The organism is Serratia sp. BNK-23, assembly GCF_047456145.1.
GTDB classification, from domain to species: domain Bacteria; phylum Pseudomonadota; class Gammaproteobacteria; order Enterobacterales; family Enterobacteriaceae; genus Serratia; species Serratia nematodiphila.
Genome location: NZ_CP179900.1, coordinates 13,651 through 37,279 on the forward strand (window position 1 = coordinate 13,651; position 23,629 = coordinate 37,279).

Below are 23,629 nucleotides of genomic sequence, written 5' to 3' on the forward strand. Positions count from 1 at the left end.
GACAAGGCTCGCCGCGCAGCGTGGCGGACGACAAGACAGACAAGATAAGAAATATCCAGGCGGTTCGTTCGCCGCCTGCCATAAATACATTTGGAGTGAAAAGAGCATGCCTAAGTACCGTTCCGCCACCACCACCCACGGCCGCAATATGGCGGGTGCCCGCGCATTGTGGCGCGCGACCGGGATGACCGACGCCGATTTCGGCAAGCCGATCATCGCCGTGGTCAACTCCTTTACCCAGTTCGTGCCTGGTCATGTGCATCTGCGCGATCTGGGCAAACTGGTCGCCGAACAGATCGAAGCCTCCGGCGGCGTGGCCAAAGAGTTCAACACCATCGCGGTGGATGACGGCATCGCCATGGGCCACGGCGGCATGCTCTATTCCCTGCCGTCGCGCGAGCTGATCGCCGACTCGGTCGAATACATGGTGAACGCCCACTGCGCCGACGCGATGGTGTGCATCTCCAACTGCGACAAGATCACCCCGGGCATGCTGATGGCGGCGTTGCGCCTGAACATTCCGGTGATCTTCGTCTCCGGCGGCCCGATGGAAGCCGGCAAGACCAAACTCTCCAACCAGATCATCAAGCTGGATCTGGTGGACGCGATGATCCAGGGCGCGAACCCGAACGTCAGCGACGCCGACAGCGAGCAGATCGAGCGTTCCGCCTGCCCGACCTGCGGCTCTTGCTCCGGCATGTTCACCGCCAACTCGATGAACTGCCTGACCGAAGCGCTGGGCCTGTCGCAGCCGGGCAACGGTTCGCTGCTGGCCACCCACGCCGATCGTAAGGAACTGTTCCTCAACGCCGGCAAGCGCATCGTCGAGCTGACCAAACGCTATTACGAGCAGGACGACGAGAGCGCGCTGCCGCGCAATATCGCCAACAAGGCGGCATTTGAAAATGCCATGACGCTGGACATCGCCATGGGCGGCTCGACCAACACCGTGCTGCACCTGCTGGCTTCGGCGCAGGAAGGCGAGGTGGACTTCACCATGGAGGACATCGATCGCCTGTCGCGCAAAGTGCCGCACCTGTGCAAGGTGGCGCCGAGCACGCAGAAATATCACATGGAAGACGTGCACCGCGCCGGTGGCGTGATCGGCATCCTCGGCGAGCTGGATCGCGCCGGCTTGCTGAACCGCGAGGTGAACAACGTATTGGGGCTGACCCTGCCGCAGACGCTGGAGGCCTACGACGTGATGCTGACCCGCGACGAAAGCGTCAAGAAAATGTACTCCGCCGGGCCGGCCGGTATCCGCACCACGCAGGCATTCTCTCAGGACTGCCGCTGGGATTCGCTGGACACCGACCGCAAGGAAGGCTGCATCCGCACCCGTGAGCACGCCTACAGTCAGGACGGCGGGTTGGCGGTGCTGTACGGCAACCTGGCGGAAAACGGCTGCATCGTCAAAACCGCCGGCGTCGACAAGGAAATCCTCACCTTCCGCGGCCCGGCCAAAGTGTATGAAAGCCAGGACGACGCGGTAGAAGCGATCCTCGGCGGCAAAGTGGTGGCGGGCGACGTAGTGGTGATTCGCTACGAAGGGCCGAAAGGCGGCCCGGGCATGCAGGAAATGCTTTACCCAACCACCTACCTGAAATCGATGGGGCTGGGCAAGGCGTGCGCGCTGATCACCGACGGGCGTTTCTCCGGCGGCACCTCCGGGTTGTCCATCGGCCACGCTTCGCCGGAAGCGGCCAACGGCGGCCTGATCGCCCTGGTGCAGGACGGCGACATGATCGCGATCGACATTCCTCATCGCGGCATCCAGCTGGATGTCAGCGAGCAGGAGCTGGCGGCGCGGCATGAGGCGGAACTGGCGCGCGGCGACGCGGCCTGGACGCCGAAAAATCGTGAGCGTCAGGTGTCCTTCGCGCTGCGCGCCTACGCCTCGTTGGCCACCAGCGCCGACAAAGGCGCGGTGCGCGACAAGAGCAAACTGGGGGGATAAGCAGCATGGCGGTCTCTCAACCCCTACCCAGCGCCCCCTGCGGCGCGGAATATCTGCGAGCGGTACTGCGCTCGCCGGTTTACGAGGTGGCGCAAGTCACCCCGTTGCAGGCCATGAGCAAAATCTCTTCGCGCCTCGGCAACACCATTTTGGTGAAGCGCGAAGATCGCCAGCCGGTGCACAGCTTCAAGCTGCGCGGGGCCTATGCGATGATCGCCGGGCTGGACGAAGAGCAGAAGGCGCGCGGCGTCGTGACGGCTTCGGCCGGCAACCACGCGCAGGGCGTCGCCTTCTCCGGTAAACGGCTGGGCATCAAAACGCTGATCGTGATGCCGGTGTCCACCGCGGACATCAAGGTGGATGCGGTGCGCGGCTTTGGCGGCGAAGTGTTGCTGCACGGCGCCAATTTCGACGAGGCCAAGGCGAAGGCGATTGAACTTTCCCAACAGCAGGGCATGACCTTCGTGCCGCCGTTCGATCACCCGACGGTGATCGCCGGGCAGGGCACGCTGGCGATGGAGCTGCTGCAGCAAGACGCGCATCTGGATCGGGTTTTCGTGCCGGTCGGCGGCGGCGGCCTGGCCGCCGGGGTGGCGGTGCTGATCAAACAGCTGATGCCGCAGATCAAAGTGATCGGCGTCGAAGCGGAAGACTCCGCCTGTCTGCGCGCGGCGCTGGATGCCGGCCATCCGGTGGATCTGGCGCGCGTCGGGCTGTTCGCCGAAGGCGTGGCGGTGAAACGCATCGGCGACGAAACGTTCCGCCTGTGCCGTGAGTATCTGGACGACGTGATCACCGTGGACAGCGACGCCATCTGCGCGGCGGTCAAAGATCTGTTCGAGGACGTGCGTGCCATCGCCGAACCTTCCGGCGCGCTGGCGCTGGCGGGGCTGAAAAAGTACGTCCAGCAGCACAACATTCAGGGCGAGCGTCTGGCGCACGTGCTGTCCGGCGCCAACCTCAACTTCCACGGGCTGCGTTACGTTTCCGAGCGCTGCGAACTGGGCGAACAGCGCGAAGCGCTGCTGGCGGTGACCATTCCGGAACAGCAGGGCAGCTTCCTCAAGTTCTGCCAGCTGCTGGGCGGCCGCTCGGTGACCGAATTCAACTACCGCTACGCCGATGCCGACAACGCCTGCATTTTCGTCGGCGTGCGGCTGACGCGCGGTCACGCCGAACGGCGGGAGATCATCGACGAACTCAACGCCGGCGGTTATCAGGTGGTGGATCTGTCGGACGACGAGATGGCCAAGCTGCACGTGCGCTACATGGTGGGCGGGCGTCCGTCGAAGCCGCTGCGCGAACGGCTGTTCAGCTTTGAGTTTCCGGAATCGCCGGGCGCGCTGCTGAAGTTCCTGCAGACGCTGGGCACGCACTGGAACATCTCGCTGTTCCACTATCGCAGCCACGGCACCGACTTCGGCCGGGTGCTGGCGGCCTTCGAGCTGGCGCAAAGCGAGCCGGAATTCGAGCGGCACCTGCAGGCGCTGGGCTACGATTGCCACGACGAAACCGACAACCCGGCGTTCCGCTTCTTTTTGCAGGGATGAGCCGGATTGATAAGCAACCGTGACGCGTTAGTCAGTTTATGGGTTGCATGGTTGTGATTTTGTCGTGCATTTTTATACTGCCAAGACTTCTGACGTATAGGGATGCACGACAATGAAAACCGCTTTTTCTACGCCGTTCGGTTCTCCCGAAGACGATTTGACCAACGCCGAATTTGCCCGCCTGTTGGGCAATGCCGGGGTACAAGAATTCTATCGCGATATTAATCTGCAAGCCTTGCAGGACTCGCTGGACTGCAGCCTCGCGTTTCATGGCGTGGGAATTATTTTTTCCGACGGGCAAAACTCATTTTTAGTCCGCCCGACGCAGCACACCGGTTATTCGAACGCTTCGCAGGTCACCCACGTGGTCATCAGCAAAACGGTGGCTCATACCTCGCGCGTTGCCGCGACCAATACGCTGTCGGAAGCGTTGAGCAAACCCAGCGTCAGCAAAGAGTTGGCCTCGGCCGCGCTGTCGTGCGGAACGCTGCTGGTATCGGTATTTTTACTGGCGTCGGGCAGCGTCGCCGTGCCGTTCACCGGCGGCACCAGCTCTGCGGTGGCTTATCTGGGCTATGCCGGCATGGCCGCCAGCGCGCTGCAGTGCGGCAATGGGCTATACCGCGTCAACAAGCTTTATGACGGGAAAGGCGATGAATTGGCGCAGCTCGACTCTGAGCAGTGGTATATCGCCACCAGCACCGTACTCGATGTGATCTCGCTGGCCAGCGCGGGGGCCGCCCTGAAGGAAGCGACGATGACCTACCGCGCCATGCGCCGCATTTCGGCGCGCAAGGCGACGGAATGGCTGAAAAGCATGCCCCGCAGCGAAAGGAAACGGCTGACCGAAAACATCATTCGGGCGGAAAATCCGGGGATTTCCAATAACGTCTTGAAAGAAATGGTGAAGAACGGCTTATACCCGAAGCGTTACCCGACGGAAGCGATCCAAAACGGGCTGCGTCAGCAATTGCATTCGGCGCTCAATAACGCGTTGACGTTCGTGGGCAGCGGCATCAGCGGCACCCTGTCTGCGCCGGTCAATGTGAAAACCACCGGGCAGTATTTTGTGGGCATTATGCAGAAATTGCCGCAGATGGTGAGGTAATGGCGGACTGGATGATTAAACGCCTGATCGCGCAGGGCCGGGAGATGGAAAGCCAAATCGCGGCGCGCGATCGCGCGCTTTTCGCCGGCGTGGATGCGCAGCTTGAGCAGCATTTCCTGACGCCGGGTCAGCGGCTGTCACCGCCGGGCGTCGGCAATGTCATGTTGCTGATGGTATGCCTGACGCTGGGGCTGGCGGGCGTGATGGGCCTGGCCACGGACGTGGCGGCCGCCTGGAGCGGCAGGACTTCCGCCGCCGTTCTCATGGGCAGCGGCGCGATCGTGGCGGTGTGGATGACGCTGATCCTGTTCCAACTGGTGCAGGGGAAAAACAGCGGGGTGGTATTGCTGCAATACTATCTTGGCATGCTCGGTCTGTGTTGCCTTGGCGCTGCAGTAGCGTGGGCGACGGGCGTGACCGGCATCGCCACCGTTGCCATGTTGCTGGGGGGCGCGGTGGGTGGTGCGCTATTCAGCAATCGGGCGGCGTTCTACCTCTATGTCGCTTATTTTCGCACGCGTCGGCGCGTGTTTATCAAACGCCGTTGGCAGAGGGAAGATCTGCGCAACACCCGATAAATCGTCAGAACGGAAAAGCTTATGACGCAACCTTTCTCCGGCTTTAGTCAGCAGGGCCTGAATTTCCTGCAGCAGGTGCGGATCGAGAATGATAAGGCGTGGTTCGACGGCAACCGCGACATCTACGATCGCGAGCTGCTGGCGCCGTTTCGCGCGCTGGTGGAGCAGCTGGCTCCCGGCATGCTGGCGATCGATCCGCAGTTCGAGACTCGCCCGGCGATCGGCAAAACGCTGTCGCGCATTCATCGCGATACGCGCTTTTCTCATGATAAATCGCGCTACCGCAGCCGCATGTGGCTGACGTTCAAGCGCCCGAGCAAAGACTGGAAAGATGCGCCGGTGTATTTTTTTGAACTAGGGCCGGACATGTTGCGCTATGGGCTCGGCTACTACAGCGCCAACAAGCCGACCATGGATCTGTTCCGCCATACGCTGAGGCAGCGGCCGCAGCCTTTCCTTGAGGTGGCCGCCTGCTGCCGGCCGCCGTTCGAGCTGGTGGGCGAAAGCTACAAGCGCCCGCTGGTGAAGGAGCAGGCGGCGGAGATCGCCACCTGGTATAACCGCAAGTCGTTTGCGGTGATGGTGACCGACAGCGAAGTGGAAAAGCTGTTCAGCGCCGATCTGGCGCCGCAGCTGGCCGGGGCATTTTTGCAGCTTGAGCCGCTCTACCACTGGCTGATGCAGGTAGAGACGATGAAGCAGATCGATCCGGCGGATCTGTAAACCTCGCGTCAGCGGGGATGCAGCAACCGCCAAAAGGCGTCGATCAGCGGATCGCTGAGGCGCTTTTTCTGGACGCAGACCCCCAGCTCGAAGGGTTCGACCATCGAGATGTTATCCAGCTGCGAGATGCGGTTGCGCACCGGCTCCGGGCTGTTATCCACCACCACGCTCGGGATCAGCGCGATGCCGCAGCCCAAAGCGACCATCGACACGATCGCTTCGTGGCCGCCGACGGTGGCGTAAATCAGCGGATTGCTGATGCGGTGGCGGCGGAACCACAGCTCGATGCGTTTTCGCGAAGGGCCGTGTTCCGGCAGGATGAACGGGATCTCGGCCCAGTCGGGCTTGTCGGCAAACGCCTGGCTGCGTACCGCGCAGGGCAGCGCCGGTGCGATCAGCACCAGCGGGATTTCACCGATTTTGGTGAACGCCACGCTGGCGGGCAGCGTTTCCGGCCGGCCGGCGATGCCGAGATCGGCCTCGTTGGACTGCACCTTGTCGACCGCGTCGGCGGCGTCGCCGGTGGTCAGCTTAATTTCTACCAGCGGGTGCTGCGCGCGGAAGCGATCGAGGATCGGCGGCAGGTGGCTGTACGCCGCGGTCACCGAGCAGAACAGCCGCAGTTCGCCGCTCAGCGAAGGGCCGTGCTGGCCGAGCGAGTGCTTCAGCTGCTGATATTGCAGCAGCGTTTGCTGGGCGAATTCTTTCAGCTGTTCGCCGGCGTCGGTGAGCTGCACGGTGCGGTTATCGCGCAGGAACAGCGGCTGCCCGAGGATCTCTTCCAGCCGCTGGATCTGGCGGGAGAGCGTCGACGGGCTGACGTGCATCGCCTTGGCGGTGCGCCCGAAGTGATGGCTTTCGGCCAGATGCAGGAACAGCTTTAAATCACGTAAATCCATATCGATACGCTCGCAGTGAGAGTGTTGCAAAAATTGCAATATCACGTTCTCAATATATCAATTTAAGCAACGCATTTCCTGTTATACATTGAGTTTAACGAATCTCCGCACAGACAGGGCGGGGAATGAAAATAACAATGCAAGACAACATCAAACCGGAGTACCACCATGGCTAACTATTTCAACACATTGAACCTGCGTCAGCAGCTGGCGCAATTGGGTAAATGCCGCTTTATGGCGCGCGACGAATTTGCTGACGAAGCCGGCTACCTGAAAGGTAAAAAAGTGGTGATTGTCGGCTGTGGCGCCCAGGGCCTGAACCAGGGGCTGAACATGCGTGACTCCGGCCTGGATGTCGCCTATGCCCTGCGCAAAGAAGCGATCGACGAAAAGCGCGCTTCCTGGCGCAAGGCGACCGAAAACGGCTTTAAGGTCGGCACCTACGAAGATTTGATCCCGCAGGCGGATCTGGTGGTTAACCTGACCCCGGACAAGCAGCACTCTTCCGTGGTGCGTGCGGTGCAGCCGCTGATGAAAGACGGCGCGGCGCTGGGGTATTCCCACGGCTTCAACATCGTTGAAGTGGGCGAGCAGGTGCGCAAAGACATCACCGTGGTGATGGTCGCGCCGAAGTGCCCGGGTACCGAAGTGCGCGAAGAGTACAAGCGCGGCTTCGGCGTGCCGACCCTGATTGCGGTTCACCCGGAAAACGATCCGAAAGGCGAAGGCATGGCGATCGCCAAAGCCTGGGCGGCGGCGACCGGCGGCCACCGCGCCGGCGTGCTGGAATCCTCCTTCGTCGCTGAAGTGAAATCTGACCTGATGGGTGAGCAGACCATTCTGTGCGGCATGCTGCAGGCGGGGTCTCTGCTGTGCTTCGACAAGCTGGTTGCTGAAGGCGCCGATCCGGCTTACGCCGAGAAACTGATTCAGTTCGGCTGGGAAACCATCACCGAAGCGCTGAAGCAGGGTGGCATCACCCTGATGATGGATCGCCTGTCCAACCCGGCCAAGCTGCGTGCCTATGCGCTGTCCGAACAGCTGAAAACCATCATGGCGCCGCTGTTCCAGAAGCACATGGACGACATCATTTCCGGCGCCTTCTCCAGCGGCATGATGGCCGACTGGGCGGAAGACGACGTGAAACTGCTGACCTGGCGCGAAGAGACCGGCAAAACCGCGTTCGAGAATGCGCCGCAGTTTGAAGGCAAGATCAGCGAGCAAGAGTACTTCGATCATGGCGTGCTGATGGTGGCGATGGTGAAAGCGGGCGTTGAGCTGGCGTTCGAAACCATGGTCGATGCCGGCATCATTGAAGAGTCGGCTTACTACGAGTCGCTGCACGAGCTGCCGTTGATCGCCAACACCATTGCGCGTAAGCGTCTGTATGAAATGAACGTGGTCATCTCCGATACCGCGGAGTACGGCAACTACCTGTTCGCCAACGCAGCGGTGCCGTTGCTGAAGGACTTCATGACCACCCTGCAGGCGGGCGATTTGGGCAAAGCCGTGGCGGGTACGGCGGTGGACAACGCGCAGCTGCGCGACGTGAACGAAGCGGTGCGCAGCCACCCAATCGAAACCGTCGGCCGCAAACTGCGTGGCTACATGACCGACATGAAACGTATCGCCGTTGCGGGCTGATTTTCCGTAAGATAAAAAACAAAAGCCGGCTGCAATGCCGGCTTTTTTATGCCTGCGGCGGCGCGATCAGTTGCCGTTCAAGGCCGCGCCGGATCGCGTGTTTGGCGTTGGCGACCCCCAGCTTACGCACCGCATTGCCGATGTGAAACTTCACCGTGCCGGTTTTGATCCCCAGGATCAGCGCGATCTCGTTATAGGTTTTGCCCTGGCTGGCCCAATAGAGGATTTCCCCTTCGCGTGGCGAGAGCCGATCCTTTCGGCCAGCCTCGGCGCTGGCCAACGCAAACGCGTGCTGGTGGGTATCGACCAAGACCATCTGCAGGCTGGCCCTTTCTTCCTCCATTAGCTGCCGCAGTTCGGCGTCATCGGCCGCCGTCGCGCTGATCGACAAGATCGCCAGGTTGTTGTCGTGATCGTGCAAAACAAAGCTGCAACCGTGCACGATGTCGTACTCCCGCGCCTGGCTGAAGATCTTCCGGTAATGCCGATCCTCGGTGGTGAGGGCGGTGTCGTGCCACATAAAGGGCGCACAGCGGCTATGGGCGGCGCGCACGACGGGATCGATGCGCTGATAGCGATTGGCACTGTAGATGTCCAGCCATTCTTGCGGGTAGTTCGATACCAGCAGATGGCGATCGGGATGGTGTTTGTTGAAGGTCAGGTAAGCGTATTTGAATTGGCTGAAGGCCTGTAGCCGGCCGTCAAGATGCAGTCTTGCGGCGACGGCGTTGGCGAATGTGGCGGCCATCGGTAACCTCCCTGTCGTTCGGCGGCTCAGCCCGACCTGCACCAAAGTCCAGCTAGTCAGTGCGGCGGATTGAAATTTATACTCGGCTAATAAATTCAAAAAGACGGCAATGCCAAGACCCGAGCTTAGCAGCTCTGGGCGGAAATAAGCCAACGCCAGGGAAATTCTTTCAATCATCCTCTGATCAATGCTTCTGGGATCCATTGCGTGGGCGGCGGGGGTGACTTCGCCGCCGCCTTATTGATTATGCGGGCATCGCCGCTGCGGGAATGATGGCGCCGCGATGTTGGATCACCGTTGCAGCAAGCTGGTGGCCGCGCTGCGCCGCCTGCTGGGCACCGCCACCGTTCAGGCGCACCGCCAGGTAGCCGGCGCTGAAAGAGTCGCCCGCCGCGGTGGTATCCACCACGTGCTCCGGCGGCAGCGCGATCGCCGGCACCTCAAGCTTCTCCCCTGCCATACTGAACACCAGACAGGCGTGCGCGCCGCGTTTGATGACGATCTCGCCGACGCCGAGCGCCTGCGTGCGCGTCACTATCTGTTCAACCGGCTGCGCTCCCCACAGCAATTCTTCGTCATCCAGCGTCAAAAAGGCGATGTCGGTGCAGGCCAGCACCTCGCGGTAGGCCTGCTGCGTTTCCTCACGGCTTGGCCACAGGCGCGGGCGGTAGTTGTTGTCGAAGATCACCTTGCCGCCGTTGGCGCGACAGCGGCGCAGCAACGCCAGCAGCTTCGTGCGGTCGGCAGGCGCGAGGATCGCCAGGCTAATGCCGCTGAGGTACAGGTAATCGAACTGCGCCAGCCGCGCGCACAGTGCGTCGGCCTGCGGTCCGGCAAGCCAATAGCGGGCGGCGGCGTCATTGCGCCAATAGTAGAAAGTGCGTTCGCCGGCGGCGTCGGTTTCGATCACGTACAGGCCCGGCAGCTTGTTGTCGAATTGCTGAATCAACCCGGTCTCGATCTTCTCCTGCCGCCAGGCCTGCAGCATCTCGCCGCTGAAGCTGTCGGTGCCGAGCGCAGTGACGTAATGCACCTGCAACGTCTGTTTCGGCATTTGGCGGGCGAGGTAGACGGCGGTGTTGAGGGTATCGCCGCCAAAGCCGCGCGTCAGCTGTGCGCCCTGCTGCGACAGCTCGATCATGCATTCGCCGATCACGGCGAGGTTTCGGATAGTCATCGTCAATAAGCCCCGGCTAAAGAAGAAGCAACAGCCACCAGTCTCCACGCAAGGCGATAAGGGAGTCAATAAATTAAAACAGTGTTTTAATTTTTTATGATCGCGATCGGCCAACGCCAACAGGGTGAAGAGGAGAGCGTGCGGCAATTCGTGCTTAAAGTTTTACGCGGCGTGGCCGATAAGTTGGGTAAAGAAACAGCGGCAGCGCTCTCACTTCCCCGCCACGGCGATAGTACCGATGATAACCAATCTGATCTCGGGTCTGCTGGCGCCCTGTTTTGCCCTCTATGCCTGCGCCAAATCGCGGCGCTACTGGCGGCAATGCCGGCGCTTGTATACCTTCCAGCCGATTTATCGCACCAGCGGCGCGCTGTTGGCGGTGGAACTGCTGACGGCGGTATATCACCCGAATGAGCCGGACAAGCGGCAATCCCCGGAACACTATTTTGCCTCGCTCGGCGTCGCCCAGCGTTTGCGGGTGGTTCAGGAACAGCTGGCGCTGTTGCAGCGCTGGCAGGCGTTGTTCACCCGCCATGCGGTGATGGTGTCGGTCAATATCGACGGCATCGCGCTGCAAGCATTACAGCGTCATAGCGCCTTGCAACGGCAGATCGCCGAGATGCCCTATCTGCGCTTCGAGCTGGTGGAGCACGCCGCAACGGCATCAAGCCGCCCGCTGCAGCAGATTGTCGGCGGCGAGCGGCTGTGGCTGGACGATTTCGGCAGCGGGCTGGCCAACTTCTCCGCTGTCGGCGCCTGGCGTTATCAATACATCAAGGTGGCGCGTGAATTGTTCACCTTGCTCAAACAGTCGGAAGAGGGCGTCCAGCTGCTCGGCACCCTGATCAAGATGATGAATCAACACAGCGACGGGGTGATCGTCGAGGGCGTGGAAACCGAACAAGAGTGGCGGCTGGTGCAGCGCTCCGGCGCGTTGGCCGCCCAGGGCTACTACCTGTCCCGTCCGGCGTGCTTTGAAACGCTGCACAGCGTGCCGACGCTGTTCGCCGCGCCCGGCGCGCCGGCGTGAACTCCGGCCCATCCTCAGCTAGGCTTAAACGGGGCTGCTAACTCCTTTTCCTTTCATTCGGCAGCCCGATTTATGCGCTGAGGGAGCCGCTATGACAAGAACAGGAAAGGTTTTCAGCTGGCTGGGCGGCATTGTGCTGCTGCTGATCGTCGCGCTGGCGATCTTCATCGCGACCTTCGACTGGAATCGACTCAAGCCCGCCATCAACGACAAAGTGTCGGCCGAACTGCGGCGACCGTTTGCCATTCGCGGCGATCTGGGCGTCGACTGGTCGCGCAATCCGGATGAGGGCGGCTGGCGCGCCTGGGTGCCCTGGCCGCATATTCACGCCGAAGACGTGTGGCTGGGTAACCCGAAAAACATGCCCGGCGACAGCATGGTGACGCTGCAGCGCGTCGACGCCAGCATTGCGCCGCTGGCGCTGCTGGGTAAAGAGCTGCTGATCCCGCGCATCTGGCTGAAGCAGCCGAATGCGTCGTTGCAACGCCTGGCCAACGGCGACAACAACTGGACGTTTGACCTGGCCGCCGGCCAGGATCCCAAGCAGCCGCCTTCCGACTGGTCGTTCACCGTTCACGACATCGTATTCGACAAGGGGCAGATCGCCTTTAAGGACGCCACGCTGAAGGCGGATTTTCGCGCCGTCATCGATCCGCTCGGCAAACCGTTGCCGTTCAGCGAAGTGACCGGCAAACAGGGCGGCGACAAGGCCGCCACCCCCGATTACGTTTTCGGCTGGCAGGTGAAAGGCAAATATAACGGCGAGCCGTTGAGCGGCAGCGGCAAGATTGGCGGCATGCTGTCGCTGCAGAACGCCGATTTGCCCTTCCCGCTGCAGGCAGACGTGCGCTCCGGCAGCACCCGGGTGGTGGTCGCGGGCACCTTGTCCGATCCGCTGAACCTCGGCGGCCTGGATGTACAGCTGAAATTTTCCGGTGAAAGCCTGAGCAACCTCTATGGCCTGACCGGCGTGTTGTTGCCGAATACCCCGCCGTATGCGACCGATGGCCATCTGACCGCCCGCCTGCATCAGCCGGGCGGCGCGGTGTTTGAGTACCAGAAATTCGACGGAAAAATCGGCGACAGCGACATTCACGGCAGCTTGAAGTACGTTGCCGGTAAACCGCGGCCCACGCTGAGCGGGGCGGTGAACTCCCGGCAGCTGAGGTTGGCGGATCTGGCGCCGCTGATCGGCGCGGACTCCAACGCCGCCAAAGCCGGGCGCGGCGAGAAAAGCCGTCAGCCGGCGGATAAGGTGCTGCCGGTCGAACAGTTCGATACGCAAAGCTGGAGCAAGATGGATGCGGACGTGAAGTTTGCCGCCGCGCGCATTGAACGCGGCAGCGATTTGCCGCTGAGCGATCTGGCCACGCACCTGAAGCTGAACAATGGCGAACTGCGCCTGGATCCGCTGCGCTTCGGCATGGCGGGCGGCAGCCTGAACGCTGTCGTGCGCCTCGACGGCGGCAAAAAGCCGATGCGCGGGCAGGTGGATATGCATGCACGCAAACTTCAGCTTAAACAGCTGTTGCCGAACGTGGAGGCGATGAAGCGCAGCCTTGGGCAGATGAACGGCGACGCCAGGCTGACGGGCAGCGGCAATTCGGTGGCCGAACTGCTGGCGACCAGCAATGGCGACCTGCGCCTGCTGATCAATAACGGGGTGATCAGCCGCAGCCTGATGGAGATCCTCGGTCTGAACGTCGGTAACTATCTGGTGGCGCAGCTGTTCGGTGACGACGTGGTGGGCATCAACTGCGCGGCGGCGGACGTCGGCATCCGCAGCGGCGTCGCCGCGCCGCGACTGTTTGTGTTCGACACCGAAAACGCGGTGATCAACATCACTGGCAACACCAACCTCGCCACCGAACGGCTGGATTTGTCCATCGATCCGGAAAGCAAGGGCATGCGCGTGCTGACCCTGCGATCGCCGCTGTACGTGAAAGGCACCTTCAAGCACCCCGACGCCGGGGTCAAAGCCGGGCCGCTGATCGCGCGCGGCGCGGCGGCGGTGGCGTTAGGGGCAGTGCTGACGCCGGCGGCGGCGCTGCTGGCGCTGGTCTCGCCCAGTGAAGGCGGCGAGGAGAACCAGTGCGGGCAGATCCTGCGGGAGATGAAAGGCAAAAAATAATCAGGCGCGCGGCGGCGGCGTGAGCAGCCGGCAGTCGTGATCCTGGATCTCTTCCGCCGAGGCCAGGGTGAACGGCAGCAGGCTGCGCTCGGTTGCCAGCAGCAGGAAATCGCCGTCCGGCAGCGCGGTCATCGCCAGGCCGAAGCTGCCCATGCGCCCGTCGGCGCGCGGCAGGCCGGAGGCCAGCAGGCGGAAGGCGCCCTGTTGTTCCAGTTCAGCGGCGGTCACCCGCCGCCCCAGATAGTCATGCCCCAACAGGCCGCCGGGCAGCGGTTGCCATTGCTTGATGAAATGGGGACCGATCTGCGCCAGCCGCTGTTTTACCGCCGGCAGCAGGCAGGAGATATGAATGTGCAGCTGGTTTTGCGTGCGGCCATATTCCGAATTGATCGCCAGGGAAATATCGCCGTCGTCGATCGGCTTGCCATAGCGTTCCGCCATCACGTGGCGCGCGCGCCAGGCCTGGGCGAAGAAATTCGGCGTGGCGGCGTCCAGCACCGCCGGGCTTTCGATACCGGTGATTTTGGCGCTGGGCATCAGCAGGTATTGCAGCGGCCCGTTGCGATCTTTAAACACCACGAAACCGGCCTGCACATCCACCTGCGCGCAGGGCGCCGGGTTGTCGTGCGCCTGCTGATTGGGCAGACATTGCTGGCTGACGATGCGCCACAGCGCATCGGGATGGTCGGGTTTCAACCCGTAAAAGAGCGCGATGGCGATAGCCGCCAGCAGCGCCACGCAGACAAATACCCCACGACGCAGAGACATCGGCCGATCCTGTTACCGAGAGAAACATTCAGCATAGCCCGGTTTTATGACAGGAAACGAACACCGCGTGCGGCCCCCCGCAGTGAGGGGGCCGTAGGGGATCACAGCGACTGATGGCGGGTTTCTTTCATCAGCAGCAGGGCCAGCAGCGTCAGCCCGGCCATCGCCGCCAGGTACATGCCGACGTAGAACAGTCCGTAGTGGGCCGCCAGCCAGGTGGCGATATAAGGCGCCACGGACGCGCCGAGGATCGACGCGACGTTGTAGGAGAACGATGCGCCGGTATAGCGCACTTCGGTAGGGAACAGCTCCGGCAGCAGCGCGCCCATCGGGCCAAAGGTCAGCCCCATGATGCTCAGGCCGCACAGCAGGAAGCCCATCACCAGCGCCTGGTTGCCGGAACCCAGCAGGGTCGGGAACAGGAACGCGAAGCCGATCATCAGCAGGGTAATGGCGATCATGGTCTTGCGGCGGCCGAACGCGTCCGCCAGCAGACCGGCGATCGGCACCATCACGCCGAAACCGATCACCGCCACCATCAGCATCCACAGGAAGCTGTTGCGGGAGTAACCGAGCCCGAGCGGCTGCGGCGCGGTGCCGTAGGTCATCGAATACACCGTCATCAGATAAAACAGCGTGTAGGTCGCCAGCATGATGAAGGTGCCGAGGATGGTGGCTTTCAGATGCTTGCTCAGCAGTGTGCCGAGCGGCACTTTCACCTGTTTGCCGGCCTTGGCCACTTTGGCGAACACCGGCGTTTCATGCAGCGATACCCGCACGTACAGGCCAATCAGCACCAATGCGGCGGAGAGGATGAACGGCACGCGCCAGCCCCATTCCATAAACTGCTGGTCGCTCAGCAGCCACGAGAGCAGCAGGAAGGTGCCGTTGGCGAAGAAGAAACCGATAGGCGCCCCTAACTGGGGGAAGGAGCCGTACAGCGCGCGCTTTTTGGCCGGCGCGTTCTCCGTCGCCAGCAGGGCTGCGCCGCCCCATTCGCCGCCCAGCCCCAGCCCCTGCCCAAAGCGCGCCAGCGCCAGCAGGATCGGGGCGAAGATGCCGATGGTTTCATAGCTCGGCAGCAGGCCGATCAGCACGGTGGAAATCCCCATGGTCAGCAGCGAGGCGACCAGCGTCACCTTGCGCCCCACGCGATCGCCGAAGTGGCCGAACAGCGCAGAGCCGATAGGGCGCGCGACAAAGGCGACGGCGAAGGTGGCCAGCGACTGCAGCGTCGCGGTGGTCGGGTCGCCCTGCGGGAAGAAGATGTGCGGGAACACGATCACCGCGGCGGTGGCGTAGATGTAGAAGTCGAAAAACTCGATGGCGGTGCCGACCAGCGAGGCGACGATGACTTTCCCGCGGGAGTTCACCGGTGTGGACGCGTCGTCGGCGTCGAGTGGGGGTGCGATGGTGGCTTGCATATCTATTTCTTATTGTTGGAGGGGGTAAAAATCCATCTTAGTGACAGCATTCGGCCTTTTCAACGCGGGAACTTTGGGCAATGACCCGGCTAACCGGTTAAAAAGACTAATGTTTTATCTGACTTGTTTTCTGCAGCGTTAAACGTTGAGAAAGGGCTTTCGTACAGAGGGAATGGCTGTAAAAGCGGCAAAGAAAAGTGATTGGGTAGTCTGTTATGCTGGTTTTTCGGATCGCGTGCCGCGTTATTTAGACGTATTGACTGGTTTTCTGGCTGATATCCAGAGGAAAGTGCCGGTGTGTGCGATAACACCGGCACGATCGCATGGCTTCAGCGCGCCGGCGGCTCGCGTTCCGGCACGGCTTTGTCGCCTTTGTAGTCGGCGGTGGCGATCCAGGCGGCGCAAAACAGCGTCAGGCGGGCGAAGAAGTAGAAGAACGCCATCAGCCCGATCACCGAGCCGAAGGCCGCGCCGGAAGGCGATTTCGCCACCTGCGGCAGCGTCATCGTCATCACGAACTTGATCACCTCAAAGCCGATAGCCGCAAGCAAGGTGCCGCGCAGCAGCGCTTTTTTCTTCGGTTTGTGGCGCGGCAGCATCCAGAAAATCCACAGGAACAGCAGATAGTTGGCGAAGATCGAGATCGACAGTGCGATCGTCGTCAGCGCCGGCCGCAGCCATTCGATGCCGTCCAGCCCCAGCGCGTTGACGATCGCCGCCTGCGCCGACCCGGCGACCGAGGTCAGCGACAGCGTGATGATCAGCGCGACCACCAGGCCGGTCAGCGAGATGAAGTCGCGGGTGTACTTGAAATAGATTTTCTCCTGATCCTGCGGATTGCGCTCCCAGACGTCACGCGACTGCGCGCGGATCGCTTCGCGCAGGTTGCCCATCCAACTGATGCCGGAATAGAGCGCCAGCGCCAGACCAGTCAACCCCACGGTGGTGCGCTGCTGAATGGCGGTATTGACGGTGTTCTTCAGCGTGCTGGCCAGCGTCGGATCGCTAATGCTGCCGACGATCCGGTTGATCAAGCGGGCCAGCAGATCCGGGTTGGAAGCCAGCACGAAACCGGCGGCGGCGAACGACACCATCAGGATTGGGATCAGCGAGAGGAATGAAAAATAGGTGATGGCGGCGCCGAACTGGCTGCCCAGCCGATCGTTAAAGCGTTCGGCGGCGCGCAGCAGGTGCGCCACGCTCGGCCAGGCTTTGATGCGTTCAATCAGACGTGAAAAACCGCTGATGCGGCGGTCGAGCGTCTCATGGCCGGTCTTGATGGCGATAAGCGGCTTCGGCGGCGTGTCTTGTGCGGGCTGGCGGCGTTCCTGGTCTGGTCCTGTAGGCATTACTTCACGATTTCCTTAACGTTAAACGGCATGTATCAGCGTTGATTATAGCCAAAGCCCTGCGGCGTTTTGAGCGCCGGGGCGGCAAACGGTCAATTTCCGAGCTTAACGCGTTAGCGCCCGGCATGAAATGCCGGGGATGGCGCGATAGGTAAAATTCCTATGAAAACCCCGTGGCGCCTCGGTTTTTTTCACTTCTCTACCTCCAATTTTTATCTGTTTCGTCGGCGAGAAAGCGTTTACTCATGATGTGGCGTCGCGCTTTGCCGCTCGCCGCTCCGCTGCAGCCGTAGGGGCTGGAACGGTCTCATCCGTCATCAACAGAAAAACTGGAAGGTCTTATGAAATTGCTTAATCACCCCACCTGTCGTCCGTTTACCGAAGCGGGCAATCTGTCGCAGATCTCCGCCTACTATGAAGAGGGGCGGCACATCATGTGGATGCTGCTGCGCGCTGCGCCACGCCCCTGCTTCAACCAGGCATTGATTGAAGACATCATGACGCTGGCGCAGGCGGCGAAGGAGTCTTCGCTGCGGTTCGACTTCTGGGTCACCGGCTCGCTGGTGCCGAACATGTTCAACGTCGGCGGCGATCTGCAGTTCTTCGCCGAAGCGATCAAAAACCGCAAGCGCGAGGCGATGATGGCCTACGCGCGCGCCTGCATCGACTGCGTGCATGCGGCGGCGCGCGGTTTCGACACCGGCGCGGTCAGCATTGCGATGGTTGAAGGCAGTGCGCTGGGGGGCGGTTTTGAAGCGGCGCTGGCGCACCATTTCGTATTGGCGCAAAACAATGCGCGCATGGGGTTCCCGGAGATTGCGTTCAACCTGTTTCCCGGCATGGGGGGGTACTCGCTGGTGGCGCGCAAGGCGGGCATGCGCTTGGCTGAGGAGCTGATTTGGGGCGGCGAGTCGCACACCGCAGAGTGGTTCGAGAGCCGCGGGCTGGTAGACCAGCTGTTCCAGCCCGGCGACGCTTACCTGGCGACGCGCACCTTTATCGATACCATCCGGCCGAAGCTCAACGGCATGCGCGCCATGCTGCGGGCGCGTCAGCGCGTGTTGCAGCTGACGCGTTCCGAGCTGATGGACATTACCGAAGATTGGGTGCACTCGGCCTTTACCATTGAGGAAAAAGACCGTGCCTACATCGAGCGACTGGTGATGTTGCAGGATCGCCATACCCTGAACCTGCGTCGTGCCGGCTAACGTTAACGCGCCCGCCTCATGCGGAGGGTGAGCGCGGGCGATAGGACTGCAGCCAATGCTCCAGCTGTTCCGGGAGCATTGGCCGCGCGAACAGAAAGCCCTGTTTTTCGTCCACGCCGACTTCGTCGAGGAAGTGGTTTTCGCTCTCGGTCTCCACCCCTTCGGCGATCACGCGGAAGGCCAACGCCTCCGCCGCCGCGACGATCGCGCGTACCAGCGATTGCGATACCGGATTGAAATTCACCCCGCGCACGAAGCTTTTATCCAGCTTGATGGCGTCCAGAGGAATGCGTGCCAGCTGCGCCAACGACGAATAGCCGGTGCCAAAGTCGTCAAGATGCACCTGCGCGCCCAGTTCGCGCAGCCGGGTGATCAGCGCGCGCGCGCGATTCTCGTCTTCAATCAGGCTGCTTTCGGTCAACTCGAAGTCCAGCAGACAGGGGGCCATGCGGTGACGGTGCAGCACCCCGAGCAGGTCGTTGACGATGCTGTCATCGGCCAGCTGACGGGCAGAGAGGTTGACCGCCACCCGCAGATTCAATCCCCGCTCTTGCCACTGCGCCGCCTGCCCGGCGGCGGTTTGCAGCACCCATTGGCCCAACGGGCCGATCAGACCGGACTCCTCGGCGTAGGAGATGAACTGCAGCGGCGGGATCAGGCCGCGCTCCGGCGAATCCCAGCGCACCAACGCTTCCACGCTGTGCACTTCACCGCTGTGCGCGTCGATTTTAGGCTGGTAATACAGCACCAGCTGATTTTGCTCCAACCCTTTGCGCAGATTGGTGTCCAGCCACATGTACTCGGCGACGCGTTTGTTCATCTCCGGCGAGAAGACGGTATAGGTGCGTTTTCCGTGCTCCTTGGCGACGTACATGGCGGTATCGGCGCTGCGGATCAGGCTGTCGAGATCGTTGCCGTGCTCAGGGCAGAGTGCGATGCCGATCGAACAGCCGGTATACACCTCAATCAGGCCGATGCGAAAAGGGGTCTTCAGCCTGTCGATAATGCGCTGCGCCAGCGTTTGCAGGCGCTCGCGATCGCTTTGTGGCGCCAGCACCAAGAATTCGTCGCCGCCGAGGCGGGCGAGCACTTGATCCGGGCTCAGGCAGCCGAGGATCGCCAGAGCGACCTCGACCAGGAGCCGATCGCCGAACATATGGCCGTAGGCGTCGTTGACCTTTTTGAAGTTGTCGAGATCGAGGTACACCAGGCCGAAACTCTCTTCACCGCGCGTGGCGATGGCGTGATTGATCTTGTCCTGTATGGCGTTACGGTTCGGCAGGCCGGTGATGAGATCGGTGTTGGCCAGCACCCGTAGCCGCTCTTGCGCGCGGCGTTCTTCGGTGATGTCGGTACCGGAGCAGATCAGAAAGACTTCGTTTTTTCCGCTGCCGCTGTGCACGAATTTGTTGCGAAACAGGAACAGCCGTTCACCCTTGACCGTCTTTACCCAGCGTTCCACCTCATAGGACGAACCGTTGCGGAAGAAGCCGGCGATGTTGCGCCGCGAAGCGGCGGCTTCTTCCGGGCTCATAAACAGTTGGAAAACGTTTTTGCCGATCACCTCGTGTTCGTGCAGCCCGGTGTACTCCTCGCTCAGCCGGTTGAAGCGCTGGATGCGGCCGTGCTGATCGACGATCACGATCACCGAGTTGGCTTCGGACACCACCTGTTCGGCGAAGGAGAGGCCGTGCACCAGGTCGCGCGCCACGGATTGGGTGTCGCTGAAGGCGGAAGCGGTGCCCGCCCATTCGAGGTTGTTGACGCGGCGCCCGACCAGATGCAGATGCAGCGGTTCACCGGCTAGCGTAATGGTCAGCTCAAGGCTGGCGGTCACGCCGGTCAGACGGCGGATTTTCGCCGCTTCCATGGCGCTGAGCGCCACCGCGACATGAGCTTTGCCCTTAATAGCGGACAGCTCCAGGGCATTGCTGTCAAACGCCAGCCGCCAGTGGGGGCTTTGGGTGCCGAAGTGAGCGCTAAGAAGCTCAGGGCCTTGGTCTGCGGGCATGACGATTCCTCAAAAGAGCACGGGCGGGCGGCCGGCACAGCGCCGGGCAGCCTGTTGGCCCGAAAGCGATCGCCGTACGCATCTGTGCATCATATAACAGGTTTTCACAGGCGGGGCGGGTGATGGAAACTATTATATAAGCAATGATTAGTTTTGCGGTGTAAACGTCGCCCGGCGGCCGCTTGCCTTAAAGTGTAGGAGAACATCGGATCGTGTGATGCTTAGTGATTTTCCCTGCTATCGGAAAACGGTTGATACAAGGTTGCCGTGCAGGTGAGTAAATTATAGCGGTGAGGGGAAAGCGGAAAAATAACTCCACCGGGGGGATTTTTGCCGAGAAATTAAAATTTCCATCAAATAAACGCCATCTTCATAGTTTTCTCATAATTGGTGAATAAATCCGAGACGGGTTTTAAAAAGTTTACACACCCTCGCATTACTTGAAATTTATCAGCCTATTATTATCTCCGACAACGAATGAGCCTGTTAACGTACAGCGCTCCTGATGAAGAAAATTTTTAAGGAAATGATTATGCGTAAATTGACGGCTTTATTTATTGCTTCCACGCTGGCTCTGGGTTCTGCTTCCGCGGCGTTCGCCGCCGATACGGCGACGGCCCCGGCGGCGGATGCGGCGCCGATGAAAATGATGCATCACAAGGGTGAAGGCAAAGGCGGCCCGTTCGCCGGGCTGAACCTGACCGAGCAGCAGCGCCAGCAGATGCGCGATATCATGAAAGAGTCGCACCAGAAGCGCGGGCCGGGCATGAAAGAGGAGCGCCAGGCGTTGCACAATCTGGTCGCTTCCGACAGCTTTGACGAAGCGAAGGCGAAGGCACAAATTGACGCGATCGGCAAAGCGCAATCCGAACGCATGCTGGCACGCGCCAAAGCGGAAAATAAAATGTATAACCTGCTGACGCCTGAGCAGAAAAAACAATACAATGAGAATTATCAGAAACGCGAGCAAAAGATGATGGACCACATGAATAAAATGAAGGAGCAGATGCCCTCCGGTCAGTAATATCCGCTCGCGGTGAATAATAAAGGGCCAGACTATTTGTCTGGCCCTTTTTATTTGGCGTTATCACCGGCAGGTTCTGCAGTGAGTGATAATCATTCCCCGCCGACAATGCGCCGGAACTGTTCGGCAACGGCCTGTGCAAAGCGCGGGTCGTTAATATGATAAGGCGTTTTTATCAGCCGGCGTTTGTCGGTGGCGTATACCGTCTCCTCCAGCGCTTGCGTAAAGGCAGCCAGCGCCGCCGGATCCCAGAACGGTTGACCGGGCGCATCCAAAGCCGATACGCCGCCCGCCGGGATAACGAAACGCACTTCGCCCGCGCAGGCGTTGATCTTTTCACCCATCCAACGCCCCATTAACGCATTCTCCCGCGCGCTGGTGCGCACCAGCGTCACTTGCGGGTTGTGATGGTGACGCAGACGGTTGGCATAGCGAGCCGGCACCGTATTCGGCGCGCCGAAGTTGATCATGTCTATCGCGCCGCAGGAGAGCACGCACGGGATGCCGGTACGCGCAATGGCACCAAAACGATCCGTATTGCAGGGCAGCACACCGCCAAACAGGTAATCGGCCACTTCGGTAGTGGTTAAATCGATGGCGCCGTGCAGTTGGCGGTTATCGATCAGTTTTTCCAACGATCTGCCGCCGCTGCCGGTCGCATGAAACGTCAGACAATCCCATTGTGTTCCCAGTTCGGCAACCAACGCCTGAACGCAGGGCGTGGTGACGCCAAACGTCGTCAGGCCGATCGCGGGTTTGTTATCGTGATAGTCGACGGCGGCGAAGTGCACTGCGCCGGCTATCTGGCGCGCTGCGTTGCTCAGCACCCGTCGCGAGATGCGGTTCAGGCCGGCGAGATCGGTGACCGAATACAGCATGTTGATATCGCTGGCGCCGACATAGGCGGAAACGTCTCCCGCCGCCATGCTCGAGACCATCACTTTCGGCAGGCCGATCGGCAGCTGCTGCATGGCCGGCGTGATGATGGCGGTGCCGCCGGAGCCGCCCAGGCCAAGCAAGGCGGCGATATCGCGGCGCGTCAGGATAAAACGTTCGAAAGCGGTCGCCATGGCGGCGATCGCCTGGCCGCGACTGGCGCAGAAGACCGCGTCGGCGCCCGCCGGATGGTGGCGTGCGACGTCCTCTGGACCGATATCGGCCGGGGAGTCAAACGGCAAGCGACGAGTGGAAAGATCGACGGTTCGCGTGGGTAAATTCAGGGCAGCGATCAGCCGGCGTACATACTCCAGCTCTTGTCCTTTCGTATCTGCTGTGGTAGCAATATAGACAAAATTTGAAGTGTCTTTCATGTATCTTCCTGGGGTGTTTCTAATTTTTATTTAAAAATCATTTTATTATATTTTTTAGGGTGCCCTGGTGTTGGCGTTTAAATTAAATTGATTAATGTATTTATATAATGAGACGGCAGTATCATTTTTGCAAGGGCAGCTCAGTGCAAAATGGGACTCCTGTCTCATTTTTGAGCTTTTCAACGTGGCCGGCGCTTTGCCGGCAGCCAGTCGACAGAGGCGCATCCTCTGTTGCGCAAGCGTGTGCAGATGCATGAGGTTTATGTGCCGATAGATGCTTTTCCCACCCCGTTTGATCCTTCACTGACTTCCACCCGGGCAAAAACCTACCGTTTGTTGCTGGCCAGCGCGATGACGCTGTATGACGAAGGGGCGTTTCCTTCGATCACCGAACTGGCGGCGCATGCGCAGGTATCGCGTGCGACGGCCTACCGCTATTTTCCGACCCAGAGTGCGCTGATTAGCGCCGTGGTGGCGGAAAGCCTGGGGCCTATTCTGGAATGGCGCCCGCAAGACGATGACGCTCTGAAACGCATCCAGCAGTTGCTGACTTTCGCCTATCCTCAGATGGAGCGGCACGAGGGAGCATTGCGTGCGGCGCTGCAGCTCTCTTTGCAACAGTGGGCGCACGCCACGCCGGGCGAGAAATTCGTGCGCGGCAACCGCAAGCGGCTGTTGGCGCTGGCGGTAGAACCGCTGCAGGGCAAACTGCCGCCGGGCTCTCTGCAGAGAGTGATTCATGCTTTCTCGCTGATTTACGGCTCGGAGGTGTTTCTGGTGCTGAAAGATATCTGGGGGCTGGAGCTTGAGAGCATTCAGGACGTCACGCAATGGATGGCCAAAGCCATTCTGCGTCAGGCGGAAGAGGACGCGACGAACTGCAAAAAAACATCAGCAGGATAATCCAATTTTTGCCGATGGCCGAGTGAAAAACCAGCATAATTCACTGAGTGAATATTGGCAAAATTTATAATTAAAAGTGATAAAAGA

Annotated in this window: 19 protein-coding genes; 11 read left to right on the forward strand and 8 right to left on the reverse strand. The window is 60.8% G+C overall.

Annotated features, from left to right (window positions below; translation table 11 throughout):
- Positions 1–106: 106 nt before the first annotated feature.
- The 5 genes from ilvD (at position 107) to ACMGF9_RS00100 (ending at position 5,916) form a co-directional block, all read left to right on the forward strand.
- Positions 107–1,957, forward strand: a complete 1,851-nt coding sequence (ilvD, locus tag ACMGF9_RS00080; protein WP_015379395.1) for a dihydroxy-acid dehydratase — start codon at positions 107–109, stop codon at positions 1,955–1,957.
- 5 nt (positions 1,958–1,962) lie between these two features.
- Complete coding sequence (gene ilvA, locus ACMGF9_RS00085; protein ID WP_004929963.1) at positions 1,963–3,507, forward strand: threonine ammonia-lyase, biosynthetic; 1,545 nt, start codon at positions 1,963–1,965, stop codon at positions 3,505–3,507.
- Positions 3,508–3,619: 112 nt separating this feature from the next.
- Positions 3,620–4,615 carry a hypothetical protein gene (locus ACMGF9_RS00090; protein ID WP_004929965.1) on the forward strand — a complete coding sequence of 332 codons (996 nt, stop codon included), beginning with the start codon at positions 3,620–3,622 and terminating at the stop codon, positions 4,613–4,615.
- Complete coding sequence (locus tag ACMGF9_RS00095; RefSeq protein WP_118892640.1) at positions 4,615–5,193, forward strand: hypothetical protein; 579 nt, start codon at positions 4,615–4,617, stop codon at positions 5,191–5,193. Before ACMGF9_RS00090 ends, ACMGF9_RS00095 begins: the two co-directional genes overlap by 1 nt.
- Positions 5,194–5,214: 21 nt before the next feature.
- The gene (locus ACMGF9_RS00100) at positions 5,215–5,916 is read left to right on the forward strand and encodes a DUF2461 domain-containing protein (protein ID WP_015379392.1); all 702 of its coding nucleotides are present in this window, start codon (positions 5,215–5,217) and stop codon (positions 5,914–5,916) included.
- An 8-nt stretch (positions 5,917–5,924) separates the two neighbouring features.
- On the opposite strand, the gene ilvY is transcribed toward ACMGF9_RS00100, so the two are convergent.
- Positions 5,925–6,815 carry an HTH-type transcriptional activator IlvY gene (gene ilvY, locus ACMGF9_RS00105; protein WP_004929971.1) on the reverse strand — a complete coding sequence of 297 codons (891 nt, stop codon included), beginning with the start codon at positions 6,813–6,815 and terminating at the stop codon, positions 5,925–5,927.
- A 168-nt stretch (positions 6,816–6,983) separates the two neighbouring features.
- Here ilvY and ilvC point away from each other — a divergent pair, with 168 nt between their 5' ends.
- Positions 6,984–8,459 (forward strand): ketol-acid reductoisomerase, encoded by a 1,476-nt coding sequence (gene ilvC / locus ACMGF9_RS00110; RefSeq protein WP_004929973.1) that lies wholly within the window; start codon positions 6,984–6,986, stop codon positions 8,457–8,459.
- A 46-nt stretch (positions 8,460–8,505) separates the two neighbouring features.
- On the opposite strand, the gene ACMGF9_RS00115 is transcribed toward ilvC, so the two are convergent.
- Entirely contained in the window at positions 8,506–9,207 is a 702-nt protein-coding gene (locus ACMGF9_RS00115) for a LuxR family transcriptional regulator (RefSeq protein ID WP_075685515.1), read from the reverse strand.
- A 244-nt stretch (positions 9,208–9,451) separates the two neighbouring features.
- Positions 9,452–10,384: a sugar kinase gene (locus tag ACMGF9_RS00120; protein ID WP_414160469.1), complete on the reverse strand. Its 933-nt coding sequence runs from the start codon at positions 10,382–10,384 to the stop codon at positions 9,452–9,454.
- A 238-nt stretch (positions 10,385–10,622) separates the two neighbouring features.
- Here ACMGF9_RS00120 and pdeH point away from each other — a divergent pair, with 238 nt between their 5' ends.
- Both pdeH and ACMGF9_RS00130 read left to right on the forward strand, forming a co-directional pair.
- Entirely contained in the window at positions 10,623–11,414 is a 792-nt protein-coding gene (gene pdeH / locus ACMGF9_RS00125; protein WP_021505226.1) for a cyclic-guanylate-specific phosphodiesterase, read from the forward strand.
- Between the two features lie 91 nt (positions 11,415–11,505).
- On the forward strand, positions 11,506–13,545 hold the full coding sequence (locus tag ACMGF9_RS00130) for an AsmA family protein (RefSeq protein ID WP_414160470.1): 2,040 nt from the start codon (positions 11,506–11,508) through the stop codon (positions 13,543–13,545).
- Here the strand turns inward: ACMGF9_RS00130 and ACMGF9_RS00135 are convergent, their stop codons facing one another.
- The 3 genes from ACMGF9_RS00135 to yhjD form a co-directional block, all read right to left on the reverse strand.
- Entirely contained in the window at positions 13,546–14,313 is a 768-nt protein-coding gene (locus tag ACMGF9_RS00135) for a CDP-diacylglycerol diphosphatase (protein WP_015379387.1), read from the reverse strand. It lies immediately after the preceding gene.
- A gap of 101 nt (positions 14,314–14,414) precedes the next feature.
- Complete coding sequence (locus ACMGF9_RS00140; RefSeq protein WP_004929985.1) at positions 14,415–15,737, reverse strand: MFS transporter; 1,323 nt, start codon at positions 15,735–15,737, stop codon at positions 14,415–14,417.
- A gap of 329 nt (positions 15,738–16,066) precedes the next feature.
- On the reverse strand, positions 16,067–17,086 hold the full coding sequence (gene yhjD, locus ACMGF9_RS00145) for an inner membrane protein YhjD (protein WP_015379386.1): 1,020 nt from the start codon (positions 17,084–17,086) through the stop codon (positions 16,067–16,069).
- Between the two features lie 341 nt (positions 17,087–17,427).
- On the opposite strand from yhjD, the gene ACMGF9_RS00150 reads away from it, so the two are divergent.
- Positions 17,428–18,294, forward strand: coding sequence for a crotonase/enoyl-CoA hydratase family protein (locus ACMGF9_RS00150; protein ID WP_004929989.1), 867 nt, complete (start codon positions 17,428–17,430; stop codon positions 18,292–18,294).
- Between the two features lie 16 nt (positions 18,295–18,310).
- On the opposite strand, the gene pdeR is transcribed toward ACMGF9_RS00150, so the two are convergent.
- Positions 18,311–20,305 carry a cyclic di-GMP phosphodiesterase gene (pdeR, locus tag ACMGF9_RS00155; RefSeq protein ID WP_021505223.1) on the reverse strand — a complete coding sequence of 665 codons (1,995 nt, stop codon included), beginning with the start codon at positions 20,303–20,305 and terminating at the stop codon, positions 18,311–18,313.
- 532 nt (positions 20,306–20,837) lie between these two features.
- On the opposite strand from pdeR, the gene spy reads away from it, so the two are divergent.
- Positions 20,838–21,329, forward strand: a complete 492-nt coding sequence (spy, locus tag ACMGF9_RS00160) for an ATP-independent periplasmic protein-refolding chaperone Spy (protein WP_044031925.1) — start codon at positions 20,838–20,840, stop codon at positions 21,327–21,329.
- 92 nt (positions 21,330–21,421) lie between these two features.
- Here the strand turns inward: spy and ACMGF9_RS00165 are convergent, their stop codons facing one another.
- Positions 21,422–22,639, reverse strand: coding sequence for a Tm-1-like ATP-binding domain-containing protein (locus tag ACMGF9_RS00165; RefSeq protein ID WP_044030077.1), 1,218 nt, complete (start codon positions 22,637–22,639; stop codon positions 21,422–21,424).
- Between the two features lie 249 nt (positions 22,640–22,888).
- Here ACMGF9_RS00165 and ACMGF9_RS00170 point away from each other — a divergent pair, with 249 nt between their 5' ends.
- Entirely contained in the window at positions 22,889–23,542 is a 654-nt protein-coding gene (locus ACMGF9_RS00170; RefSeq protein ID WP_099982187.1) for a TetR/AcrR family transcriptional regulator, read from the forward strand.
- Positions 23,543–23,629 lie beyond the last annotated feature (87 nt).